Source organism: Roseibacillus persicicus, from assembly GCF_014651675.1.
Taxonomy (GTDB): domain Bacteria; phylum Verrucomicrobiota; class Verrucomicrobiia; order Verrucomicrobiales; family Akkermansiaceae; genus Roseibacillus; species Roseibacillus persicicus.
The window spans coordinates 110231-129147 of record NZ_BMXI01000015.1 but is presented as its reverse complement, the minus strand read 5'-3'; the positions used below and the strand labels follow the sequence as shown (position 1 = coordinate 129147).

Genomic DNA, 18917 nt, shown 5'->3' with positions numbered 1-18917 from the left:
GCAAAAAAGGAACAGCCCGTTCGAGATGTTTATCGGACCTCAGTTGCGGAAGCCCTTACTCCGAAGGCTCCTCCTTGGTCAGCCCGGCGTAAACTTCAGGCTCGAGACAACAGACATCCGGTGCCACCAGATGGCCGGGCGACACCTCAACCGGAGTCAAGTCCACCCCAATGGTTTTCTCATAATCAGGATGATTGATTCGACTTCCGAAGGCACTTCCGGCCGGAGGATTGATGGGCGAAGGAACTTCACCCTCCAGAATCGTCCGCTTGCGCTGGTTCCCGGGATCCGGAACCGGAATCGCGGTAAAAAGTGCCTTGGTGTAGGCGTGTTTGGGATCCTCGTAAAGTTCATCCGCCGGCGCCTCTTCCACCAGTTTGCCCAGATACATCACCGCGACCCGATCACTCACATGCTTCACCACTGCCAAATCATGGGCAATGAAGAGATAGCTCAGTCCAAGCTCACGTTGCAGCTCTAACAGCAGATTGATGACTTGCGCTTGCACACTCACATCAAGAGCACTGACTGGCTCATCCAGAATCAAAAGATCCGGATTCACGGCGAGGGCACGAGCAATACCAATCCGTTGACGCTGACCACCGCTGAACTCGAACGGAAACTTTTGCGCCGCCGACTTGGGCAGGCCGACCTTGTCCAGCAACTCCGCGACTCTTTCCCTGCGCTGCCGCGCATTTCCCATGTGCTGAATGATCAGAGGTTCGGCAACCAGTTCATTCACGTTCATCCGCGAGTCCAACGACTCGGCCGGATCTTGGAAAACCATCTGAAAATCCTGTCGCAACGGCCTCAGCGCAGGCTGCGCCATGTGCGTGATGTCATTTCCCTGAAAGTGAATCGAGCCAGCGGTGGGTTTGAGCAATCGCACGATCGATTTTCCCAGAGTCGACTTTCCACAACCACTCTCTCCCACGAGCCCCAGGGTTTCCCCTTTTCCGATCTTGAGCGATACGCCATCGACAGCCTTCACATCGCCGACCTTGCGGCCAAAAACTCCTCCTTTGACCGGAAAGTATTGCTTGAGGTTGTTAACCTCGAGGAGAGGCCGGTTCTTCTTCGAAATTTGGTTACTCATCCTTCGTAGCACTCTCTACAGGCTTCCACCCAATGACCGTCTGCGATTTCAACATAAGGAGGGCGGCGGTGAATCATCGTACTGCGGCGCCCCATACGCTGGCAGAATCGGCAGCCCGAAACAAAATCGGCAATCGAAGCGACCTGTCCCGGGATAGTATTCAACTCGCTCTTGCGCTCGTTCTCCAGCCGCGGAATGGAGTTCAACAAGCCCTTGGTGTAGGCGTGAGCCGGATTCTTGAAAACATCCTCTACGGCTCCTTTTTCCACCACCCGGCCGGCATACATCACCACCACTTCCTCGCACTGCTCGGCGATGACTCCCAAGTCGTGGGTAATGAGCAAAACCGACATTCCGAGGTCTCGCCGCATCTGCTCCAAGAGCTCCAAAATCTGGGCCTGAACTGTCACGTCCAAGGCAGTCGTGGGCTCATCGGCGATAACCAGCTCAGGCTCACAGCACAAGGCCATCGCAATCATCACCCGTTGACGCATCCCTCCCGAGAGCTGATGGGGATAGGCCATTACCCGGCTGGCGGGGTCAGGAATTCCAACCTTTTCCAGCCACTCAATTGCCACCTGCAAGGCCTTGCGCGCACCAATTCTCTTGTGCAAACGAATGACCTCCACCAGCTGCTTGCCAATGCGATGCACCGGATTGAGAGCTGTCATGGGTTCTTGGAAGATCACACCGACTTCCCCTCCCCGCACCTTACGCAATCGGGAGTCCGACACCGTGCGGAGGTCCTCGCCTTTCAGTAAAATCTCTCCTTCCAGAACGTGGCCGGACGGTTTGGGTAAAAGGTCAACGATGGACATTGCAGTCACCGTCTTGCCGCATCCGGATTCGCCCACCAGGCCAACCGACTTCCCCGCGTCAACGCTGAAGCTCACCTTGTCAACCGCCCGGACCCAACCGGAGTCGGTCTTGAAACTGGTGACCAAATCATGAATCTCTAACAGTCCTTTGCTCATTCCTCGATGCCCTCCTCCAAATTGATTTCCTGTCTCGGCTCGCTCGGGGCGGGTTCTTCGAGTTTCGGTTGTGTTCGATAAGCTTCCACGACTCTTTCTACCTCAGGGAACGTCGTTCCCTTCCGCTTGGCTTCCAAGGTTTCCTCTTTGATGTCCTCATCAATCCAATAGACATAACTTTCCATCGGAATATAGGATAGAGGCGGTGCGAAACGAGTCTCCTCGGTATCAGGCCATCGAACCCAACGCCAAGTTGCAACCCGAGAGAACTCGTTGGTGTATCCGGGGATGAAGAGATCCTCCTCTGCGACGATGGCTTGAATCTCGTGCGCATTCTCAATGAGCTCCTCCATTGTGCGGGCATTGCGGTAGTTGTCCGTCAGGACATCCATGCGGTCGTCGGCATAGGAGAAGACGTTGTTGGTTTGTGCCTTCCGGTTCCCCTTCTCATCATAAGCATTCCGCGAATGGAAATACTCGTAATAGGCCGGTGCCGGCGGCGTGAATTGCCAGGCGGAAAAGTAACCCTGGTGCTCTTTTGAGACCACCTTCTTGTAAGCTGAAGTGGCCTCCAGACCATCCAGGATGTAATTCACCCCAGCCTTGCGGGCCTCTTCTTTGAGCACCACCATGATCTTGGCCCGTTCGGGACTGGAGGTGAAGGTCAAGGAGACCTCCAGTCTCTTGCCCTGCTCATTCATCAGGATGCCATCCTTATCCTCTCGAGTGTAGCCGGCGGCAGCGAAGGCTTCGCGAGCCTTGTTGATGGAAAACGGCCGAGCCTTAACGTCGGGATTAGTGATCTTTCCATACCCGGAAGTGAAGCCATCCAAGCGAGAAAAGTCTCCCCGGAAGACCACATCAATGACTTTGTCCCAGTTCGTGGCGTAGGCCAACCCGCGCCGAATCATCTTGTTGTCCAAGGGGGGTTCTGCCGTGTTGAAATAGAGTCCCCAAGGCAAGCGCGGGTATTGGTTATACCAAGTCGAGCGCTCCACATACCCATCGAAGACCGCAGGCATCTCCGAGCGGTCATAATAGTATTCGGGCAAGGTGATGCCGAAATAATCCAACTCCCCGGCGCGAAAAAGTTCCCAAGCCTTGGTCGGGTTGTTGATCACCCGATAGACAATCTTGTCGGCATTGAAGCGGTTGCGGTAGAACTTGCGATCGCGCAACCACCAGTCATCCACCCGGGTGAGAGTGAGGGACTCACCCTTCACTAAATCCTCAGGGTCCATGCGATAGGGTGCGGACGTCGGCGGCACCACCCACTGATAACGCTCCTCAAAGTCAGGGCCGAAGTCTTTGAAAAAATGAGTCGCGCCCGGCCCAATCGAGCCACACTCATAGGGCATGAAGTCCTTGGACTTGGCCTCTGGTAAGGTAATCCCCAGCAGATGCGGACCATAGACCGAGAACTGTGCGAATTGCTCGCGGATAGCCTGCTTGAAGTAAATGGAATCCACTTGATCGGCGAGTCGGAGTCGGGCCCAAGTGAGAAAATCCTCCGCCTCGATAGGATGCCCGTCATTAAATTTCGCCTCGGGATGAAGGCGGAAGTAAACCGTGCGGCCATCCTCTGAGAGAGCCCACTCCTTGGCTATCCCGGGAATGATCTGCTGCGTCACCGGATGAAAGTGCACGAGGTAGACCTCGATCAAATCATACAAGTCGCCTCTGGCCCCGTTGTTCGAATTGGAACCAATTTGGCGAACAGTAGGAGGAAAAGTCGTCCAGAAGTAGTTGAAAACACCACCCTTCTTGGCCGCTGGGTCTCCGATATCCGGCGCGTCCATTCCATCTTCCCAGACGAGATTTTCAGGAAGTTCGACGGGGTCTTTGAAGGCGAAAAAGTCACCCAGGCCTTGCCGGAACTCTGCCCGGTCCACTTGCCGCTGAAACTCAGCAAGGGAGCTCTGGAGGCGCTTCTGTTCCTCCTCATCAGCAGCTTCCGCCAACGACTTCTCAATCTTGGCAATTTCCTCGCTGGCCCGCTGCTTCTCCCCTTCCAACCAGTCGGCGATGTAGCGATTGTATCGAGCATAGAAGGCCTCGGAATTGAGCCCCATCTTGCCCACCTCATCATTGTCCTTGCAGCCGCAAAGTTGCAGCAAGAGGACAAGGCCAAGAAACGAAAATGAAACGGTGCGAAGAAGACTCATTTGTAGAAGCTGAATTTTTTCGGATCAAAGGCCTCCCGAACAGCCTCTCCGACAAAGGTGACCAGGACGAGAAGGCTCACGAGCGCAAAAAAGGCGGTCGCTGCCAACCAGGGAGAAGACAGATTCTCAAGACCTTCGCGAAGCAACTTGCCCCAGGTCGCATAACGAACCGGAACACCAAAACCAAGGTAATCGAGAGCGGCCAACGACATGACCAACCCGGAGATCGAGAACGGAATCAAGGTCACCACAATCGACACGGAGTTTGGTAACAAATGCTTGCTCAGGATTCGCGGAGTGGTCGCCCCCATCACCCGCGCTGCCGCGATGTAGTCCCGTGACTTCTCTTTCAAGGCCGAGGTCCGCATCAGATAGGTCATCCCCATCCATCCAAAGACCACCGAGATGCCCACAATAATCCACAGACCATAGTCCTCCTTCACTGCCGCGGGCACCGAGAGGCTCACGATCATAATTACGAAGAGGCTGGGAACGTTTGACAGAATCTCGATGAAACGCTGCACGATCAAATCGAAGGTTCCGCCGAAATACCCCATCAACAGGCCAATGGTGACTCCGATACCATACACCAAAGGGATGTAGACCAAGGCGGCCTGGAAGTTGGCCTGGAGGCCACCATAGAGATACGAGATCACATCATACCCTTGGGAGGTAGTTCCCAGCCAGTGATCACGCGAAGGAGGAGCGGGTTGAAAGTGAACGTGGACAATCTCGCTGGTGTCCTTTCCCAAAAATTCTTCCACCGACCCTTTGCCAGAATAACTTTCCGAGCCAATGACCAGCTTGCCCTTGCGATACGTGGCGCCATAGACGCGTTCTTGCTCCTCATTCCATCCTTCCGCCCGGCCATCGCGCAGACCGTCGCGGAAGCGATAGCTGATGTGGCGCAACTCGGGGCGCTCCAAATCATAGACCTTGGATGCATAGCCATTAAAGGGCTTGCGTCCTTCATAGAGCACATCTCCATCCACCTTCAAAGGAGTCGCCAGAGCGGTAATAGCGTCACCGGTTGGGGCGTATCGCCAAAGCGGAAAGATCACCAACGAGTCCAACTCGGCTTCTTTCCAAGACTTGCTCAACTGACGGTAATCGGGCGGTCCGGCCGCTCCTTCGCCTTCCATCCCATAGAACTCACCCTTTTCAATATCATATGAAAAGGCGGGAAAAGACCACTTCCCCTCATGCCGCACAGCGAGTGCTTCCGAGCCCACCACGATAAAGTCCAGCGCCGCCAGGAAGCCCAAAACCAGCAGGGTGATCAAGGACCAGTAACCACGCTTGATTTCGCGAAAGCGTTGCATCCGTCGGAGAGTGAGCGGACGGAACTTCGTCACCCCCGAAAAGCTGGCCACCAGCCAAGCACCAATGATCCACACCAGAATATTCACCGCCCATCCCAACCAGGGAAGTTGCCCTCCGGAATACCAAGGAGCGTCCATGAACAACTCCATGTCTCGAGTCATCTCGAAGGCCAGCCCCACCCCGGGTAGCCGGAACTGGTTCCAGTCGGCAATCCCAGCGAGGATCGCACCTATCATTAAAATCCAACCTATCAGTTTTGCCATCGTCTTTGCCTCAGTTGAATTTCACGCGGGGATCAATCATCGCCACGATGAAGTCCGATAAGATATTGCCGACCACCAGCAGAAAGGCCGCGATGGTCAGGGTGCCCATAATGACCGGAGTATCCCGACCTAACAGCGCCTGATACTGCAACAGGCCAAAGCCCTGAATATCGAAGACGCTCTCAATCAGGATGCTGCCCCCCACCAGGACGGTAATGAGTTGGCCCAAGGTTGAGGCCACCGGAATGATCGAGTTGCGGAAGGCGTGCTTGAAGACCGCCCGGCGGTAATTGACGCCCTTGGCCACAGCGGTCCGCACATAGTCGGACGCCAGGTTGTCCATCAGACTGTTCTTCATCATCATGGTTAAAAAAGCGAAGCTCCCAACCACATAGCAGATCAGGGGCAGCACGGTGTGATGGGCGCGATCCACAATCCGCTCCCAAGACCACCAGTCCATGTCAGCCAGCTCCGGCGAGTCCAGACCGAACATCGGAAACCATCCCGCCCGCGCAGCCAGGTAGACTACCATAAGTGCGCCCAAGGCAAAACCCGGCACGGAGTAGCCGACGAAAATGAGAATTGAAGTCGCATTATCTAGAAAGGTCCGGTGCTTGATCGCCTTGAGAATTCCAAGCGGAAGGCACACCGAGTAGGTGATGATGGTTGTAAGAATTCCAAAATAAAGAGCGATCGGGATGCGGTCGCCAATCAGACTGAGAACAGGATCTCCGAATTGCTTGGACTGCCCAAAGTCCCCTTGCAGAACACCCGAAAGCTTGGCCTGATAGATCACTGCCCGTGGCTTGTAGTCAGGCGCTTTATCAATCTTCTTTCCTTCCCGACGAACCCAGCGGAGCTTGCGATCGCGAGGACTTTCGATGCGCACCTTCCATCCGTTTCCCGAGAGAGATTCCTTGGGTGCATCAACGTAAAAGGCCTTGGTCGCAGTATTCCCGTCTTTTCTAACAAAGACTTCCCTCCCCACTCCTCCCTTGAGAACAACCAGGGTCTCATTCTCAGGATCCTTGATCAGGTCGGAGCCGAGACTGTCTTCGCCTCGTTCATAGAATTCGCTCTTGGAGATCGCCCGCTCGCGTTGCCACAGACCGAGCCATTGCAGGTATGCGATGCCGACCGGCTTGTCGTAACCAAACTCCTCCTCATTGGCCTCGATAGTCTCCTCGTCCAATCCCCCGGCTTGCTGGCGACCGCCTCCGCTGCCGCCGCCATCAGACGCCATCTGCGCTTCCATCATCGCCTTTTCCAAGGGACCACCAGGAGCAGCCCGAGTAATGAGAAAGACCAGAAAGGTCACTCCAAGCATGGTCACAGGGACCAAGAGTAAGCGGCGAATGAAGTAATCTTTCATGATGGAGGTGCTGTTGATCTATCGGGCTGCGCTCAGGGATCAAGCAGCCATCACGCCCTTCTGTCAAAGAGTTACTGTTTTTGACGCGAACGAGTCAAAATACTTTCGTTTTGAACTAAAAGAGACCTGTCCAAGCCCGGGACTAGAGACGCTCCAGCTCATAACCTTCCCGCCCGTCTTTGGCCACCCAGCCCAAATCCTTGAGCGCGTCGCGCAGCTCGTCGGATTTCGCCCAATCCTTCGCGGATCGGGCTGCCCAACGCGCTTCCGCCAGCGCACGCACGTTTTCAGGAATATCGAGTTCGCCATCTTCTTCGAGCACCGGGAGCACCAGGCCCAAAGCAGCAAGAATGCCATGCAAGCCCAACCAATCCTCCTTGGTGGCCGCCGTTTTGATTCCCGTAAAGAGCGCGCCAATAGCGGCGGCCGTGTTCAGATCGTTCTCCAACTTCGACCAGGCCTCGGCGAAGACCCCGAAAGAGGCAAGCCCCAGCAAATCTTGATAAGCAGGCACTTCGCTCTCTCCCACTTTCGCCCGCAGCTCGGCTTCCACCTTCGCCAACTTGCCGAGAGCCTCGCGCTTGGCGTGGAGGGACTCGAGGGTGAAATTGGCCTGCTTGCGATAGTAGGCGCTCAATAGCTCGTAACGAACCTCTCCCGCAGTGAAACCTTTGGCCTCCAGATCCGCTATTGTGAAGACCGTGCCGGCGCTCTTGGACATTTTCTTACCATTGACCAGAAGGTGGGCGCCATGGAACCAATGAAGGGCAAACTGCCCTCCACAGCAGCACTGACTCTGCGCGATTTCATTCTCGTGATGGGGAAAGGCGAGATCTTCCCCGCCACTATGGAGATCAAAGGTATCGCCCAGGTATTCACGAATCATCGCGGAACACTCCAGGTGCCACCCCGGCCGGCCGGGACCCCAGGAACTGTCCCAAAAGTTGTCACCATCGCCATCGCGCTTTCCCTTCCACAACACGAAGTCGGAGATGCTGTCTTTCTCATACTCGTCCGCCAACTCTCCCGCTCGCTCGGATTGGGTTTTGCCAAGGTCCAGCTCGCGGGTATCGAGCCGCGAAAGCTTGCCATACTCGGGAAAGGAAGAAATCTTGAAATAGACCGAGCCATCGCCGGGCGCGTAGGCATGCCCCTTTGCCACCAGCTCTTCGATCATCTGGATCTGCTGGGGGATGTGTTCCACCGCACTGGGCTCCAGATGGGGCGGCAGACAATTCAACTTTTCACAATCGTCATGAAACTGCGCCAACCATCGACCGGTAAAAGCCTTCAGGGTCTCCCCCGCCGCCTCGGAATCCCGAATGGTCTTGTCGTCCACATCAGTGATGTTTCGCACGTGGTAGGTCTTGGTGCCCCCCACCTCCAACACCCGCCGGAGGACATCATTCATCACAAAGGTGCGGAAATTCCCAATGTGAGCCGGCCCATAGACGGTGGGACCACAGCAATAGAAACGAAAAGTATCTCCCTCAACCGGCCGCAACTCCCGCACTTCGCGGGTCATGGAATCAAACAAACGCACCGCCGTGACTTAGCGGCTTTTTCCAACCTACGCAACCGCCAGCGGAGAAAAATGAGCAGCCCCTTCCACTCGACGGAATGAAAAATCAAAAACTTCACTCTCGCCATCTCCCTGTCGCCCGAAGAAAGTCCGCGCAATGAATTCACCAAGCCACCCCGCTGCAATCAACCGCCGCAACGCACTCAAGACCGGCCTCGCCGGAGCAGGTCTCTTGGCCTCCGGATTGACCGGCACTGCTTCCGCCGCAAAGGCGCCCAAACCCCTTTCCCTCAAAAAAGGCGCAGTGATCGTCTTTCAGGGTGACTCCATCACCGACGCCAACCGCGACCGCAAAAACAAAAAGGCCAATGACGCCAAGGCTTTTGGACGCGGCTACCCGTTCCACATCGCTTCAAATCTATTGATGCGCCATCCGGACCTTGACCTGACCTTCTACAACCGCGGGGTGAGCGGCAATCGCGTTCCCCACCTCGACTCCCGCTGGCAGGCCGACTGTATCGACCTCAAGCCCGACGTGCTCAGCATCCTCGTGGGAGTCAATGACATCTGGCACAAGCTCAATGGACAATACGATGGCACGGTGGAAACTTACGAAACTGGTTTCACCGCGCTCATCGAACGGACCCGGAAGGCCTTGCCCGAGACCCACATCGTGATTTGTGAACCCTTCGTGCTGAAATGCGGAGCGGTGAAGGACAATTGGTTTCCCGAAATGACAGAACGCATCGCGGCGGCCAAGCGCGTCGCCGAAGCCACTGGCTGCACCTGGGTTCCCTTCCAGGAAGCCTTCACTGCCGAAGTCGAAAAAGGAACCAAGCCCGACTACTGGGCGGCCGATGGCGTCCACCCTTCAATGGCCGGCCACATGCTGATGGCCAAGGTCTGGGGTGAAACCACCGGCCTGCTCTAGAGCCTAGGCCGCATTCTTTTTCAACGCCAACTGCGGCAATTCTTCCCCTTCCGACCGCGCCACCACCACTGCGGCACAGGAGTCACCGAAAACGTTGACCGCCGTTCGGCACATGTCGAGCGGACGATCGACCGCCAGGATCGCGAACGCCGCCGCCTCGGCATTCGGGATGTTAGAGCTTTTCAGAATCAAGAGAATCGCGACGAGACTGGCGGATGGAATTCCAGCCACGCCGACACTTGTCAATAGAGCGGAGACCACCACTACGAACTGCTCGCCAAAGCCCAGCGAGATCCCCATCACCTGGGCCACGAAGATGACCGCCACGCACTCATACAGCGCGGTGCCATCCATATTGACCGTCGCCCCAAGCGGAAGTGTGAAGCTCGCAGTGCGCTTGGAGACCCCCGAATTATCCTGCACACTCCGCAGCGTCACCGGCAAGGTGGCGGAGGAACTGGAGGTGGAAAAGGCCATTAGCAACGCCGTCTTCATCGCGCCGAAATGCTTGAACGGATTGACCCGCCCCAGAACGAAAAGAAGGGCCGGAAGCGTAATGAAAAAGTGAAAGCCCAGCGATGCCAGGACGGTCATGAAGTAGGTCGCCATCTTCGCAAAGAGCTCCAACCCGGTATCGAAGATGACCGGGACAATGAGGGCAAAAATTCCCACCGGTGCAGTCGCCATCACCCATCGCGTGATGATGACCATTACCTCATTGGAGGCTTGGAAGAAATCAACGAGAGATTGGCTTTGCGCGCCAGGTAGCTTGGTGATCGCGATACCGAACAAGAGAGAGAAGGTAATGACCCCCAGCAACTGTCCGTTGTCAGTCGCTGCCGCAAAGATGTTCTCCGGAAACATCTTCTTGAAGAGGTCGCGTAGATCACTCGCCTTTCGGTCCGAGTTCCCCATCGCTTGGCTCACCCTGTTTTTTTCAGCTTCGCCTGCAGTTTCCTGCGTCTCCCGAAAGGCAGTCTGCAGAACCTTGCTCGGCTTCCCATCCTCTAAACCAGGGCGAATCAGATTCACCAGGACCAAGCCCACCAAAATGGCGAGCAAGCTCGACAGCGCGTAGAACCCAATGGTCTTTCCCCCCAAACGCCCGAAGCCTTCCATCCCCCCAAGCCCAGCAATGCCAGCAATCACCGAGGTCACGATGAGGGGCACGATTAGCATCTTGAGAGCGAGCTTGAAAATATCCCCCACGAACCGGCACCCCTCCACGATAGTGGCGGGGAAAGCACCCGGTGGTACCGCCCGCAAAATCAGCGCAAGGAGGACCGCCGCCAACAGGGCCCCGAGAATAAACCAATGCTCTTTCCCTTTCATTCACCCACTCAAGCGGGATACACCTGAATGCAAAGCTCAAAGTCAGCATAGCCGGTTTGCGCCTTCCGAAACCGACTTCACCGCCGACTCGGCACCATAGACCGTAACGGTATCGCCCGCCTGCAGAAGAGCATCTTTGTCAGGAGCCCCCACAAAGGTTTTGTCTCCTCTCATGAAATTGAGAACCACCAATCCACTATCGGCAGGGCGACTTTGGTGCAGCCGCTTGTTCGCCCAGGGATGACCCTCCTCGAGAACAAAGTCATAGACCGCATAGCCATCCCTTAGCTTGAGAAGGACATCAAAGTCGATTGCACGCTTCAGCCCTGCCTTTTCCAATGAGGCCTTCATCAAGCGGTCGACGTGTTCACTGATGATGGGCAGATGAAAAACCCAACCCACCGTAGCAACCCCAAGGGAAAGAATGAGAATCCACCCAAAGACATGCCCCACCCCTTCGTCTGAGTTCTGCACGAAACTGAGCACCAGAGTCGCCGCCGCCGAGGTGAGGCCAACATTCCCTGCCACGATGAGGTGCAGAATGATTCGCCGGCGCACCGGATGGTTCACCACCATCTCCGACTCCTCGGTAGTAAAGCCGACCCCGAAAAAAGCTGAAGCGGCTTGGAATCGCGACACCGGCAACGACATCCCCGTAAGCACGAGCGCATTGGCTCCGATTCGCACCACCAACAGCGCCAAAAGAACAATGACTACCAAGGCAAAAAACGGACCCATGGGATTTCTCTAAACCACTCCTGCCAGAAATCCGAGCGTTAGAAGCGTTCTACTCTTCAAGCTCCGAGAGACTTCAAGCCCATCCCTGCAGTCGGGCGATGGTCTGCACGACCACCAGAACCAAGAGGACGAGGGTGAGGCGAAACTTTCGCTCCACTCGCTCCAGCCGATCCAAAAAGGGTTCCCGAACCCGCTTGGGAATAGCCATCACCACCGGAAAAAGGATCAATGCGATTAGCACAAACGGGGTGAGCCAGTTCCACGCCAATCCCTCGACAAAATCACCGCGGAGAAAGGCCTTGCAACCGGTCGTGAGACCGCATCCCGGGCAGCGCCATCCGGTGAACATTCGCCACACGCAGCGCCAGATGGGGATATTGAAAAAGGCGAAGAGAAGATAGAGGAAGGCAAATCCTAACAGAATCCAAGTGACCGCCCTTTCCCGCAGGAGAGCACTGATCAAGACCCAACGCCCGGACTGCCTCCACAACCACCTCATCCCACTAACAGCTTGCGCGCCGACTCCACGTCCCTCCCGATTTGTTCCTTCAGAGCCTCCAGGCCATCGAACTTCTTCTCGCCCCGCAAGAACTGACGAAACCTCACCTCCAACTCCTTTCCATAGAGATCTCCCTGCCAGGACAGGAGGTGAACTTCGAGCATCCTGTCCTCGTCCCCTCCCACGGTCGGACGACGTCCCAAATTGGCTACCGCCGGATGCCAGGCCCCATCCCATCGCGCCTCCACCGCCCAAACCCCGTCCGGAGGCAACTGCTCGGATTGGGGCACGAGGTTCGCGGTGGGAAAGCCCAATTCACGCCCCAGCTTCTTCCCTTCACTCACCGTTCCCATCACGGAATACAACCGGCCCAACATCTCTTCTGCCGCCGCGAGGTTCCCGTCGCGCAGAGCCTGACGAATCCGCGTGCTGCTGATCCGCTCTCCCGCGACCATCACCGCGGATACCGCATCGATAGCCACGCCGTGCTCTTGGCCAAATTTCTCTAACAACTCAACATTGCCGCCCCGATTTTTTCCAAAGCACCAATCGCGACCCATTGCCAGTGAGTGAAGCCGTTCCGCCCGCCTCAATTCCGCAAGAAAATCCCCGGCACTCCACGATGCAAATTCACGGGTGAACTCCACCACCACCAGCAGATCCAATCCGAGATCCTCCAAGAGACGCTCCTTGTGCTCCAAGCTCGCGAGAAGCCTTCGGGGAGCACGCTCAGGCGCTAGAACCTGAATCGGGTGAGGCTCGAAAGTGAGAACTCCCGCCAAGCCCCCCGCCTCCCGGGCCCGCTCGACAGCTCGCGCCATCACCGCCTGGTGCCCCAGGTGGACGCCATCGAAAACCCCGAGAGCCAACGAGAGCGGCTGTCGGATGGTCGCTAGATCAGAAAAAGCAAGGCGCTGAAACACGCCTTGCTTATGAAGCTTTCACCCGAGTTCGACAACCGTCTACTCAGACAAACTGTGGATGGAACCGCGCACCTTGATACCCTCGCGCTGAATGGGAACGATCCAACCACCGGGCACAAAGGAACCGTCGGCAGCATAGTTTCCTCCCACCTCCCAGCCAATACCGGGGGTGAAGGTCACCATCCAGATCGCATAGCGACCTTTTCCTCCAAAGATTCCATCCCACCTTTCCACCGTATCCTGCCAATTGACGGAAGCGTCCTCGTTGAAAACGCGCTGTGTTCCTCCCACCCAGCGTCCACCCCAAGGATAGGGAATGGAGGCGTCATTGACAATCACCCCCACCGTCGAGGTTGGATAGAGGTCGTGCCAAGTGAAGGTCAACTCGGGCGGCTCAGCCTCGTAAGCAATCTCACCCTGCGCTTTTTTAAAGTTCGGGTCGGGAGCGAGCTCGCCATCAGAGAGCGCAATCACGTCGGGAATCTCCCCACTATAACTATAGGGAAGGAGGGTCGGATTATTCAATCCGCTCATCTCACCAGACCAAACGGGCCAAACCTGCACGTGCTCCTGCGCGAGAGTTCCTCCCTGCGTGGCACCATCATCCAGCGAACGCACTACGAAGTGCTCCTCGCCCTGCGCCCGATCAGGCGAACTGGGATTCAAGCTCGTGTAGAAAGTGAGATCACCCGCACTTTTGGGAAAGTCACCATTACCAACCAAGGCCAATTCTCCATGAGATGGAGCAGTCACTTCCCCGCCCGGCAAACTGCTCTGCCCGTCGGCATACTCCTGCGCGAACATCTGCAAACGCACTTCCGTCGCCGCATTCTGGATCACATCCAGCGGCAGACCGAGCGCGCCGTCATACAAGCCCTCCACACTCACGTTCACTTGAAACGGCTGATCCGCTCGAGTGCGGGGAAAGGTGGCTTCGTCATCGTGGGTAATGATCTCGATCTCCGCACTCGGCAAGTAGGCACCAACCGCAGCCTGGTCCAAATACCAGTCCTGGAAGGGGCTACTCTGCACTGTCCGGAGGATGAAAATGGCACCGTTCTCCGGCACAGGTTCACCGACGAGGACATCGTCACCCGAAGCTCCGATATTGCCCGGCATATTCCAGAGCAAGGGAGCATCCGAGCCGGAGCCCATTTCGATCATTTGGATCACATTCGTATATCCATCCTCTGCGAAAGCCGCTTGAGAGGCGATGAGTGAGGCCAAAAGGAAAGTTTGATTCTTCATTTCAAAGATAAGGGAAAAAAGTAGAGATTTAGGCACCTTAGGCACCGGCTGATGCAACAGCCACTTTGGGAGGACGAGTCGTGATAGGTCCCCCTTTGCAAACGGTCACAATCACCCGACCGCTATTGACCAAGACCTTTCGGACCGAGTCCTTGATGGGCTCATTGCCCCGGGCCTGCTCCAGAGTGACACTGTGGGTGGACAACCACCCCCGGTTCCTTTGCGCAAACTGGTCGAAGGGAACATACTTGCCCTTGCTTTCAGTGAGATTCACCCGGTCCTTCAAACGGTCGGGGATGTAGAGCAGAGCGCCTTTGGGAATAAAGGTCCAGTTGCGCCCGTCGGAGAGCAAAACCGAGCTGTCGAGGATACTGGACTGCGAAGGGTGCTTCGCTGCTTCGGCCTCTTCCTTGGGGGCCAGTTTGGTGGTGGCACGCTCCTTGGCGCTATCACGCTTGGCAATCAACTCCTCACGCGACAAGCGCGATCCTGGCTGCGCCTCCAAGACTCCCGCGCTCGCCAGAATAAGGCACGCGGCTCCCCCCTTCAGCAATAACTGAATTTGGTTCATAACGATGTGTTAGCGAGTTGGGGGTCGAGCTAACCTTCTTCGGTCTGGAACGTCAGCAGCACGATCATGTCCTGCATATCTCCTTCGGAATTGCCGCTCGCCCTCATTTGGTGAGTCAGCTCGAAGGCCACAATCACATCACGGGGACCAATGTCGACGGCTCCGCTTTCATCCAGATAGGGCGCAATGTGCGTGCCCAAAGTCGACTGGGTATCCCAAGTCGCATAAGAAGGCGGATAGTCACCTTTCTTCAGAACAATGACGTTGTCACTACCTTCTCCACTGTAGTACCAGCTGCCACCATCATAGTTGGCCTTGGCGGCGAAGATCACTTCATCACCCTCCTCCAATTCATCCTGCCAAACGATCGCGCTTGGATTCACGTAGGGCTGTGTATTGTTGAAAAGCTGACGCCAGCTTTTGTTATTGATACGCCCATAACCAGTCACACTGATATAAGTATATGTCACAGTCCAACGCCAACCATTCCAGCGCTCTTTGCGGGACTGCACGTCGGCTGCGAGCACGCGAACCTGCATTGTGAGGTCGGACTTGGGGACAATGACGCCACCGGGAGTGATCGAAATCCACTCGAGAACGGAAGTTGGATAAACAATATTCCAATCCAGCTTGGGATAGGCACCGGCGCGAACCAGAGCCGCGTCTGCCGAAATCTCACCAACTGGATTTTCAGCCGCCTGTGCCATCAAGCCGAGAGCACAGAAGAGGGGGGCGAACAGTCTTTTAGGGGTCATTTTCATAAGGAACAAGTGGTGCCGTCGGGAGTAGCAATCCCAGCAACGAGCCCTTTATGACATGAAAAATTCAAACGTTCAATTATTTTTTAGGAAAGTTTACTATTCACCTGAAAACGCCCTCAAATCAGGGATTACAACGAACTCCACCCTGTGAAACACCCCCAAAAAGTCACTAATTCTCCAGCTCCAACCAGCTACGGCACCCGCCATGACATCTTTTTTGATAGACAACATCTAAGGTCGGGTGGATTTCGCGCACTTTCACGAAGGCAGCATGGAGACTTTGCCCTTTCATCCCCTTCATCTCCCAGTCAAACCGCTCCCGAATCACCTCATCCGTCCAGATATGCAGGTCGCGCAAGGCCTCCACCTCTTCCCTAGTACTGAGCGTAACCGCCCGCTCCACCTCACACTCCCATTGGATAGGCACCACCTCCCCTTCCTGCCACTCGGACAGCTCCTCCTCTCCAAAAGCAGCCCAATCCTCAGGCTTCACCCCTTCGCGCTGGGCGTGGAAACGGGTGGGAAAGAGCGCGAAAGACTCGTGCTTCCAAGCAAAGCCCTCCCGCCCTTCATGGATCCCCCCTTTGCGCAAAATCACGGTCTGACGCCCTTCCGCCAGCGCCTTGCACACCACCTGCCATTCTTTAAATGCGATCACGCCCTCTTGCTTGCCCTCTCAAAGGACGGAAATCAAAACCGAAATTCTCCAGCCTTCCCCTCCCCGTCCGCCCTACACGACCGCCGGCGGATGATTCCGGACAAAATCCACGCACTCCTCCACCCCATCCACCAGAGCAATATACTCCCCATACTTCTGCTCTCCCGCTTGCCGGACCACGGCCTCATGGATTCCAGTGCGCTCTCCGAACCAGTCCCGCCCGAGAAAGACCATCGGACTGACGACTTGAAAAGTCCGATAGTGATTCTGGCACGCATCCATAAAGACCTCCTGCGTGGTCCCCGCACTCCCCCGCGCATAGATCACCCCATGGGTCGCAATCGCCAGCAACCCGTCTTCCCGCAAACTATTGGAAAAATATTTGGCCACATGGCGGGAAAACCAATTGGTCGGCTCGTGCCCATAGAACCAGGTCGGCACCGCAAGGGAGGACGTTCCATGCGGGTAGCGCTCAATCACTTCCAAGGCGAGGCGGCTGTAATCCTCGTGCTGATAACCCGGCGCGGCCTCCATATGAGAGAGCGCCCATTCGAGCGCCTCCGCATCTTCTCCGGCAAAATACGCCCCCAAGTTCCCCGCCTCCATCACCCCGGGACCTCCGCCCGTCGCTACGAAGTAGCCCTCGCGAGCCAAGTGCCACGCCACCCTGGCCACCCGCTTGAAGTCCTCTTCATCACGCCCCATGGAATGCCCGCCCATGATTCCCACCACGCGTTTGACCCCATCCCCCTCGACCCGCCCCTCCAAGAGATCAGCCAGCGCATCGTCCACCGCATGATCATGCAATCGCATCGCAAGCGCCTCCAACACATGGGGATGCTTGCGACCATGCGCCGCAAAGTGCTCATAGATTCGCAAATCCAGACTGCGGTCATTCTCCAAGGACCAGCCCTCCATCAATTCCTGACGCGTATAGAGCCGTGGTCGATAAGGGTCATAGGGAAGATGGCGGAAGGGAGGAAACACCGTCGCCCCTTTCAAAACCAATTCCTCCACCCCGACCCCTTCGGGAAAATCACAGCCGAGAAAGACCGCCCCATCACAGTCGACTTCATGCCAGGGAACTCCAGCCTGCGACAGGTCCAGCCCCTGCACCACCGCCCCCCTCAACTGACCACGCTGGCGGAGAAGACTATTGAGCGAATCGATCTCTCTAACTGCTTTCATCATTAGGAGAGGAAAAACTAAAATCGAAAGGCTGAGAAACTATTTTCCCGCCAGATCCCGCTTGGGACTCCCCCCTCGCGAAAATCCCCTTCCCCTGAGCCCGACTCTGGACTTGCGCAGCCCCAAACCCACTGCCACCTTTGCGGCGAAAACTAGAATCAATCATGAGCGAACCATTTGCCGAATCCCCCACTACCGCAGCCAATCAAAAGGCCGCCAACGAGCTCCGTGCTGCCGCTGGCGAGAAGACCCACGACATCGTCCAAACCGCCGAAGAAAAAGCACGCCTCCTCAAAGAGTCCGCGGCAGAAAAAGCCAAGGAACTACGCGAGGTCGCGGCTGAGAAAACAGTCCAGATTCGCGAGAACGCGGGCGAAAACGTGCAGCACCTTCGCAGCGCCGCCGGCGAGCAGTGGCAGGACACCCGCCTGAAGTTGCGCGAGTTCCACGCCGATTCCGAGGACCTCATCCGCCAGCACCCCACCCAGTCCGTCCTCGCAGCCGCCGCCGTCGGCCTGCTTCTGGGCCTCGTCATTCGCCGCTAGTAGCCTCCGCCGCGCATGAATGAATCCGGTGACGAGACCGATCTCTCGTTTCCCAAGGGCTTGGCGGCTTATCTCCGCACACGCCTGCAACTGGTCTCCCTCGAGACCCAGGAAGCCCTTGCCCATCTACAGGGCAAGCTCGGCCCCGTCCTAGTTGCCGGCATCAGCGCCATCAGCATCTACTTTCTCGTCCTCGCAGCCCTCGTTTCCCTCCTCGGGAAACTGCTGGGACTCCTTGGAGATCACCCTCTCCTCGGTTGGGAAGTCGCCGCCCTGCTCCTGGCAGGTCTTCACATCGTAATTATATTCGCGATGAAGAAGGCTCTGACCCGCAAGCCCCCGGCCCCACTTTTCGAATACACCCGAGCCGAACTCGAACGCGACCGCGAATGGATTCAAGAACACAATCCCACAAGCAAGAATTAGTCCGGCAGCTGGCTGGCTACCGCAGCACCCTGAAGGTGCCCGACACCCGCCATCTCCTCAGCCAGTCCAAGAACTTGCTGAATGTGGCAGGCAAATTGCCCGCTACTATGAACGCGCGTCCCGCCCGCACGGTCATGATCACCGCCGGTGCCGCCTGCCTCCTGGTGCTCCTGCTCAAACCCAAGCGGAAGCGTAAAAAAAACAAGACCGTCATCGAAAAGCAATCCACTTTACCGGGCCAACTTTTCGCCTTCACCCTCTCCATAACCCAACCTCTCATGAGGGTTTGGTTAACCGAACAAGCACGGCGGTGGTTGCGAAAGTAATCACATGTAAAAAAAGGGTAAAGATACTTGCCCTGACCAGCCCCGCCGTTGTCCAA

19 protein-coding genes are annotated in these 18917 nt (G+C 56.4%); 4 read left to right on the top strand and 15 right to left on the bottom strand.

From position 1 onward, the window contains the following. Positions 1–55: 55 nt before the first annotated feature. The 6 genes from IE099_RS16450 to cysS all read right to left on the bottom strand — a co-directional run bounded on the left by IE099_RS16450 (position 56) and on the right by cysS (position 8736). Positions 56–1096 (bottom strand): ABC transporter ATP-binding protein, encoded by a 1041-nt coding sequence (locus tag IE099_RS16450; protein WP_189572278.1) that lies wholly within the window; start codon positions 1094–1096, stop codon positions 56–58. After that, positions 1093–2070, bottom strand: a complete 978-nt coding sequence (locus tag IE099_RS16445; RefSeq protein WP_189572275.1) for an ABC transporter ATP-binding protein — start codon at positions 2068–2070, stop codon at positions 1093–1095. The genes IE099_RS16450 and IE099_RS16445 overlap by 4 nt, the downstream gene beginning before the upstream one ends. After that, complete coding sequence (locus IE099_RS16440; protein ID WP_189572272.1) at positions 2067–4235, bottom strand: ABC transporter substrate-binding protein; 2169 nt, start codon at positions 4233–4235, stop codon at positions 2067–2069. Before IE099_RS16440 ends, IE099_RS16445 begins: the two co-directional genes overlap by 4 nt. After that, positions 4232–5794 carry an ABC transporter permease subunit gene (locus IE099_RS16435; RefSeq protein WP_229809553.1) on the bottom strand — a complete coding sequence of 521 codons (1563 nt, stop codon included), beginning with the start codon at positions 5792–5794 and terminating at the stop codon, positions 4232–4234. The genes IE099_RS16440 and IE099_RS16435 overlap by 4 nt, the downstream gene beginning before the upstream one ends. 37 nt (positions 5795–5831) lie before the next feature. After that, positions 5832–7193 (bottom strand): ABC transporter permease, encoded by a 1362-nt coding sequence (locus IE099_RS16430; protein WP_189572266.1) that lies wholly within the window; start codon positions 7191–7193, stop codon positions 5832–5834. A gap of 142 nt (positions 7194–7335) precedes the next feature. Continuing rightward, the gene (cysS, locus tag IE099_RS16425; RefSeq protein WP_229809552.1) at positions 7336–8736 is read right to left on the bottom strand and encodes a cysteine--tRNA ligase; all 1401 of its coding nucleotides are present in this window, start codon (positions 8734–8736) and stop codon (positions 7336–7338) included. 136 nt (positions 8737–8872) lie between these two features. Between cysS and IE099_RS16420 the strand changes: the two genes are divergently transcribed. Continuing rightward, a complete protein-coding gene (locus tag IE099_RS16420; RefSeq protein ID WP_189572262.1) occupies positions 8873–9646 on the top strand; it encodes an SGNH/GDSL hydrolase family protein in 774 nt (257 codons plus the stop codon). 3 nt (positions 9647–9649) lie between these two features. Here IE099_RS16420 and IE099_RS16415 read toward each other — a convergent pair whose 3' ends face one another. The 9 genes from IE099_RS16415 to IE099_RS16375 all read right to left on the bottom strand — a co-directional run bounded on the left by IE099_RS16415 (position 9650) and on the right by IE099_RS16375 (position 17567). Next, complete coding sequence (locus IE099_RS16415; RefSeq protein ID WP_189572259.1) at positions 9650–10978, bottom strand: dicarboxylate/amino acid:cation symporter; 1329 nt, start codon at positions 10976–10978, stop codon at positions 9650–9652. 42 nt (positions 10979–11020) lie between these two features. Further along, positions 11021–11716 (bottom strand): TrkA C-terminal domain-containing protein, encoded by a 696-nt coding sequence (locus IE099_RS16410; RefSeq protein WP_189572256.1) that lies wholly within the window; start codon positions 11714–11716, stop codon positions 11021–11023. A 73-nt stretch (positions 11717–11789) separates the two neighbouring features. Beyond that, the gene (locus IE099_RS16405) at positions 11790–12215 is read right to left on the bottom strand and encodes a DUF2752 domain-containing protein (protein WP_189572252.1); all 426 of its coding nucleotides are present in this window, start codon (positions 12213–12215) and stop codon (positions 11790–11792) included. Further along, positions 12212–13138 (bottom strand): bifunctional riboflavin kinase/FAD synthetase, encoded by a 927-nt coding sequence (locus IE099_RS16400; RefSeq protein WP_189572249.1) that lies wholly within the window; start codon positions 13136–13138, stop codon positions 12212–12214. Before IE099_RS16400 ends, IE099_RS16405 begins: the two co-directional genes overlap by 4 nt. A 39-nt stretch (positions 13139–13177) precedes the next feature. Next, positions 13178–14386, bottom strand: coding sequence for a hypothetical protein (locus IE099_RS16395; protein WP_189572246.1), 1209 nt, complete (start codon positions 14384–14386; stop codon positions 13178–13180). Positions 14387–14423: 37 nt separating this feature from the next. After that, positions 14424–14957 (bottom strand): hypothetical protein, encoded by a 534-nt coding sequence (locus IE099_RS16390; RefSeq protein ID WP_189572244.1) that lies wholly within the window; start codon positions 14955–14957, stop codon positions 14424–14426. A gap of 29 nt (positions 14958–14986) precedes the next feature. Continuing rightward, positions 14987–15718: a hypothetical protein gene (locus IE099_RS16385; protein ID WP_194598400.1), complete on the bottom strand. Its 732-nt coding sequence runs from the start codon at positions 15716–15718 to the stop codon at positions 14987–14989. 169 nt (positions 15719–15887) lie between these two features. Beyond that, complete coding sequence (locus tag IE099_RS16380; protein ID WP_189572238.1) at positions 15888–16376, bottom strand: DUF1802 family protein; 489 nt, start codon at positions 16374–16376, stop codon at positions 15888–15890. A gap of 72 nt (positions 16377–16448) precedes the next feature. After that, positions 16449–17567, bottom strand: a complete 1119-nt coding sequence (locus IE099_RS16375; protein ID WP_189572235.1) for an SLOG cluster 4 domain-containing protein — start codon at positions 17565–17567, stop codon at positions 16449–16451. Between the two features lie 161 nt (positions 17568–17728). On the opposite strand from IE099_RS16375, the gene IE099_RS16370 reads away from it, so the two are divergent. The 3 genes from IE099_RS16370 to IE099_RS16360 are packed head-to-tail and all read left to right on the top strand — an operon-like array spanning position 17729 to position 18861. Then, positions 17729–18109 (top strand): DUF883 family protein, encoded by a 381-nt coding sequence (locus IE099_RS16370; protein ID WP_189572232.1) that lies wholly within the window; start codon positions 17729–17731, stop codon positions 18107–18109. A gap of 15 nt (positions 18110–18124) precedes the next feature. After that, entirely contained in the window at positions 18125–18535 is a 411-nt protein-coding gene (locus IE099_RS16365) for a phage holin family protein (protein WP_189572229.1), read from the top strand. Further along, positions 18499–18861 (top strand): hypothetical protein, encoded by a 363-nt coding sequence (locus tag IE099_RS16360; RefSeq protein WP_189572226.1) that lies wholly within the window; start codon positions 18499–18501, stop codon positions 18859–18861. The genes IE099_RS16365 and IE099_RS16360 overlap by 37 nt, the downstream gene beginning before the upstream one ends. Positions 18862–18917: the final 56 nt, after the last annotated feature.

Bases quoted from the DNA above. Each gene is read 5' to 3' on its own strand.
- IE099_RS16405 (WP_189572252.1), bottom strand. From the start codon at position 12,215: ATGAGGTGGTTGTGGAGGCAGTCCGGGCGTTGGGTCTTGATCAGTGCT.
- IE099_RS16395 (WP_189572246.1), bottom strand. From the start codon at position 14,386: ATGAAGAATCAAACTTTCCTTTTGGCCTCACTCATCGCCTCTCAAGCG.
- IE099_RS16415 (WP_189572259.1), bottom strand. From the start codon at position 10,978: ATGAAAGGGAAAGAGCATTGGTTTATTCTCGGGGCCCTGTTGGCGGCG.
- IE099_RS16365 (WP_189572229.1), top strand. From the start codon at position 18,125: ATGAATGAATCCGGTGACGAGACCGATCTCTCGTTTCCCAAGGGCTTG.
- IE099_RS16440 (WP_189572272.1), bottom strand. From the start codon at position 4,235: ATGAGTCTTCTTCGCACCGTTTCATTTTCGTTTCTTGGCCTTGTCCTC.
- IE099_RS16430 (WP_189572266.1), bottom strand. From the start codon at position 7,193: ATGAAAGATTACTTCATTCGCCGCTTACTCTTGGTCCCTGTGACCATG.
- IE099_RS16360 (WP_189572226.1), top strand. From the start codon at position 18,499: ATGGATTCAAGAACACAATCCCACAAGCAAGAATTAGTCCGGCAGCTG.
- IE099_RS16435 (WP_229809553.1), bottom strand. From the start codon at position 5,794: ATGATAGGTGCGATCCTCGCTGGGATTGCCGACTGGAACCAGTTCCGG.
- IE099_RS16450 (WP_189572278.1), bottom strand. From the start codon at position 1,096: ATGAGTAACCAAATTTCGAAGAAGAACCGGCCTCTCCTCGAGGTTAAC.
- IE099_RS16390 (WP_189572244.1), bottom strand. From the start codon at position 14,957: ATGAACCAAATTCAGTTATTGCTGAAGGGGGGAGCCGCGTGCCTTATT.
- IE099_RS16385 (WP_194598400.1), bottom strand. From the start codon at position 15,718: ATGAAAATGACCCCTAAAAGACTGTTCGCCCCCCTCTTCTGTGCTCTC.
- IE099_RS16410 (WP_189572256.1), bottom strand. From the start codon at position 11,716: ATGGGTCCGTTTTTTGCCTTGGTAGTCATTGTTCTTTTGGCGCTGTTG.
- IE099_RS16420 (WP_189572262.1), top strand. From the start codon at position 8,873: ATGAATTCACCAAGCCACCCCGCTGCAATCAACCGCCGCAACGCACTC.
- IE099_RS16445 (WP_189572275.1), bottom strand. From the start codon at position 2,070: ATGAGCAAAGGACTGTTAGAGATTCATGATTTGGTCACCAGTTTCAAG.
- IE099_RS16375 (WP_189572235.1), bottom strand. From the start codon at position 17,567: ATGATGAAAGCAGTTAGAGAGATCGATTCGCTCAATAGTCTTCTCCGC.
- IE099_RS16370 (WP_189572232.1), top strand. From the start codon at position 17,729: ATGAGCGAACCATTTGCCGAATCCCCCACTACCGCAGCCAATCAAAAG.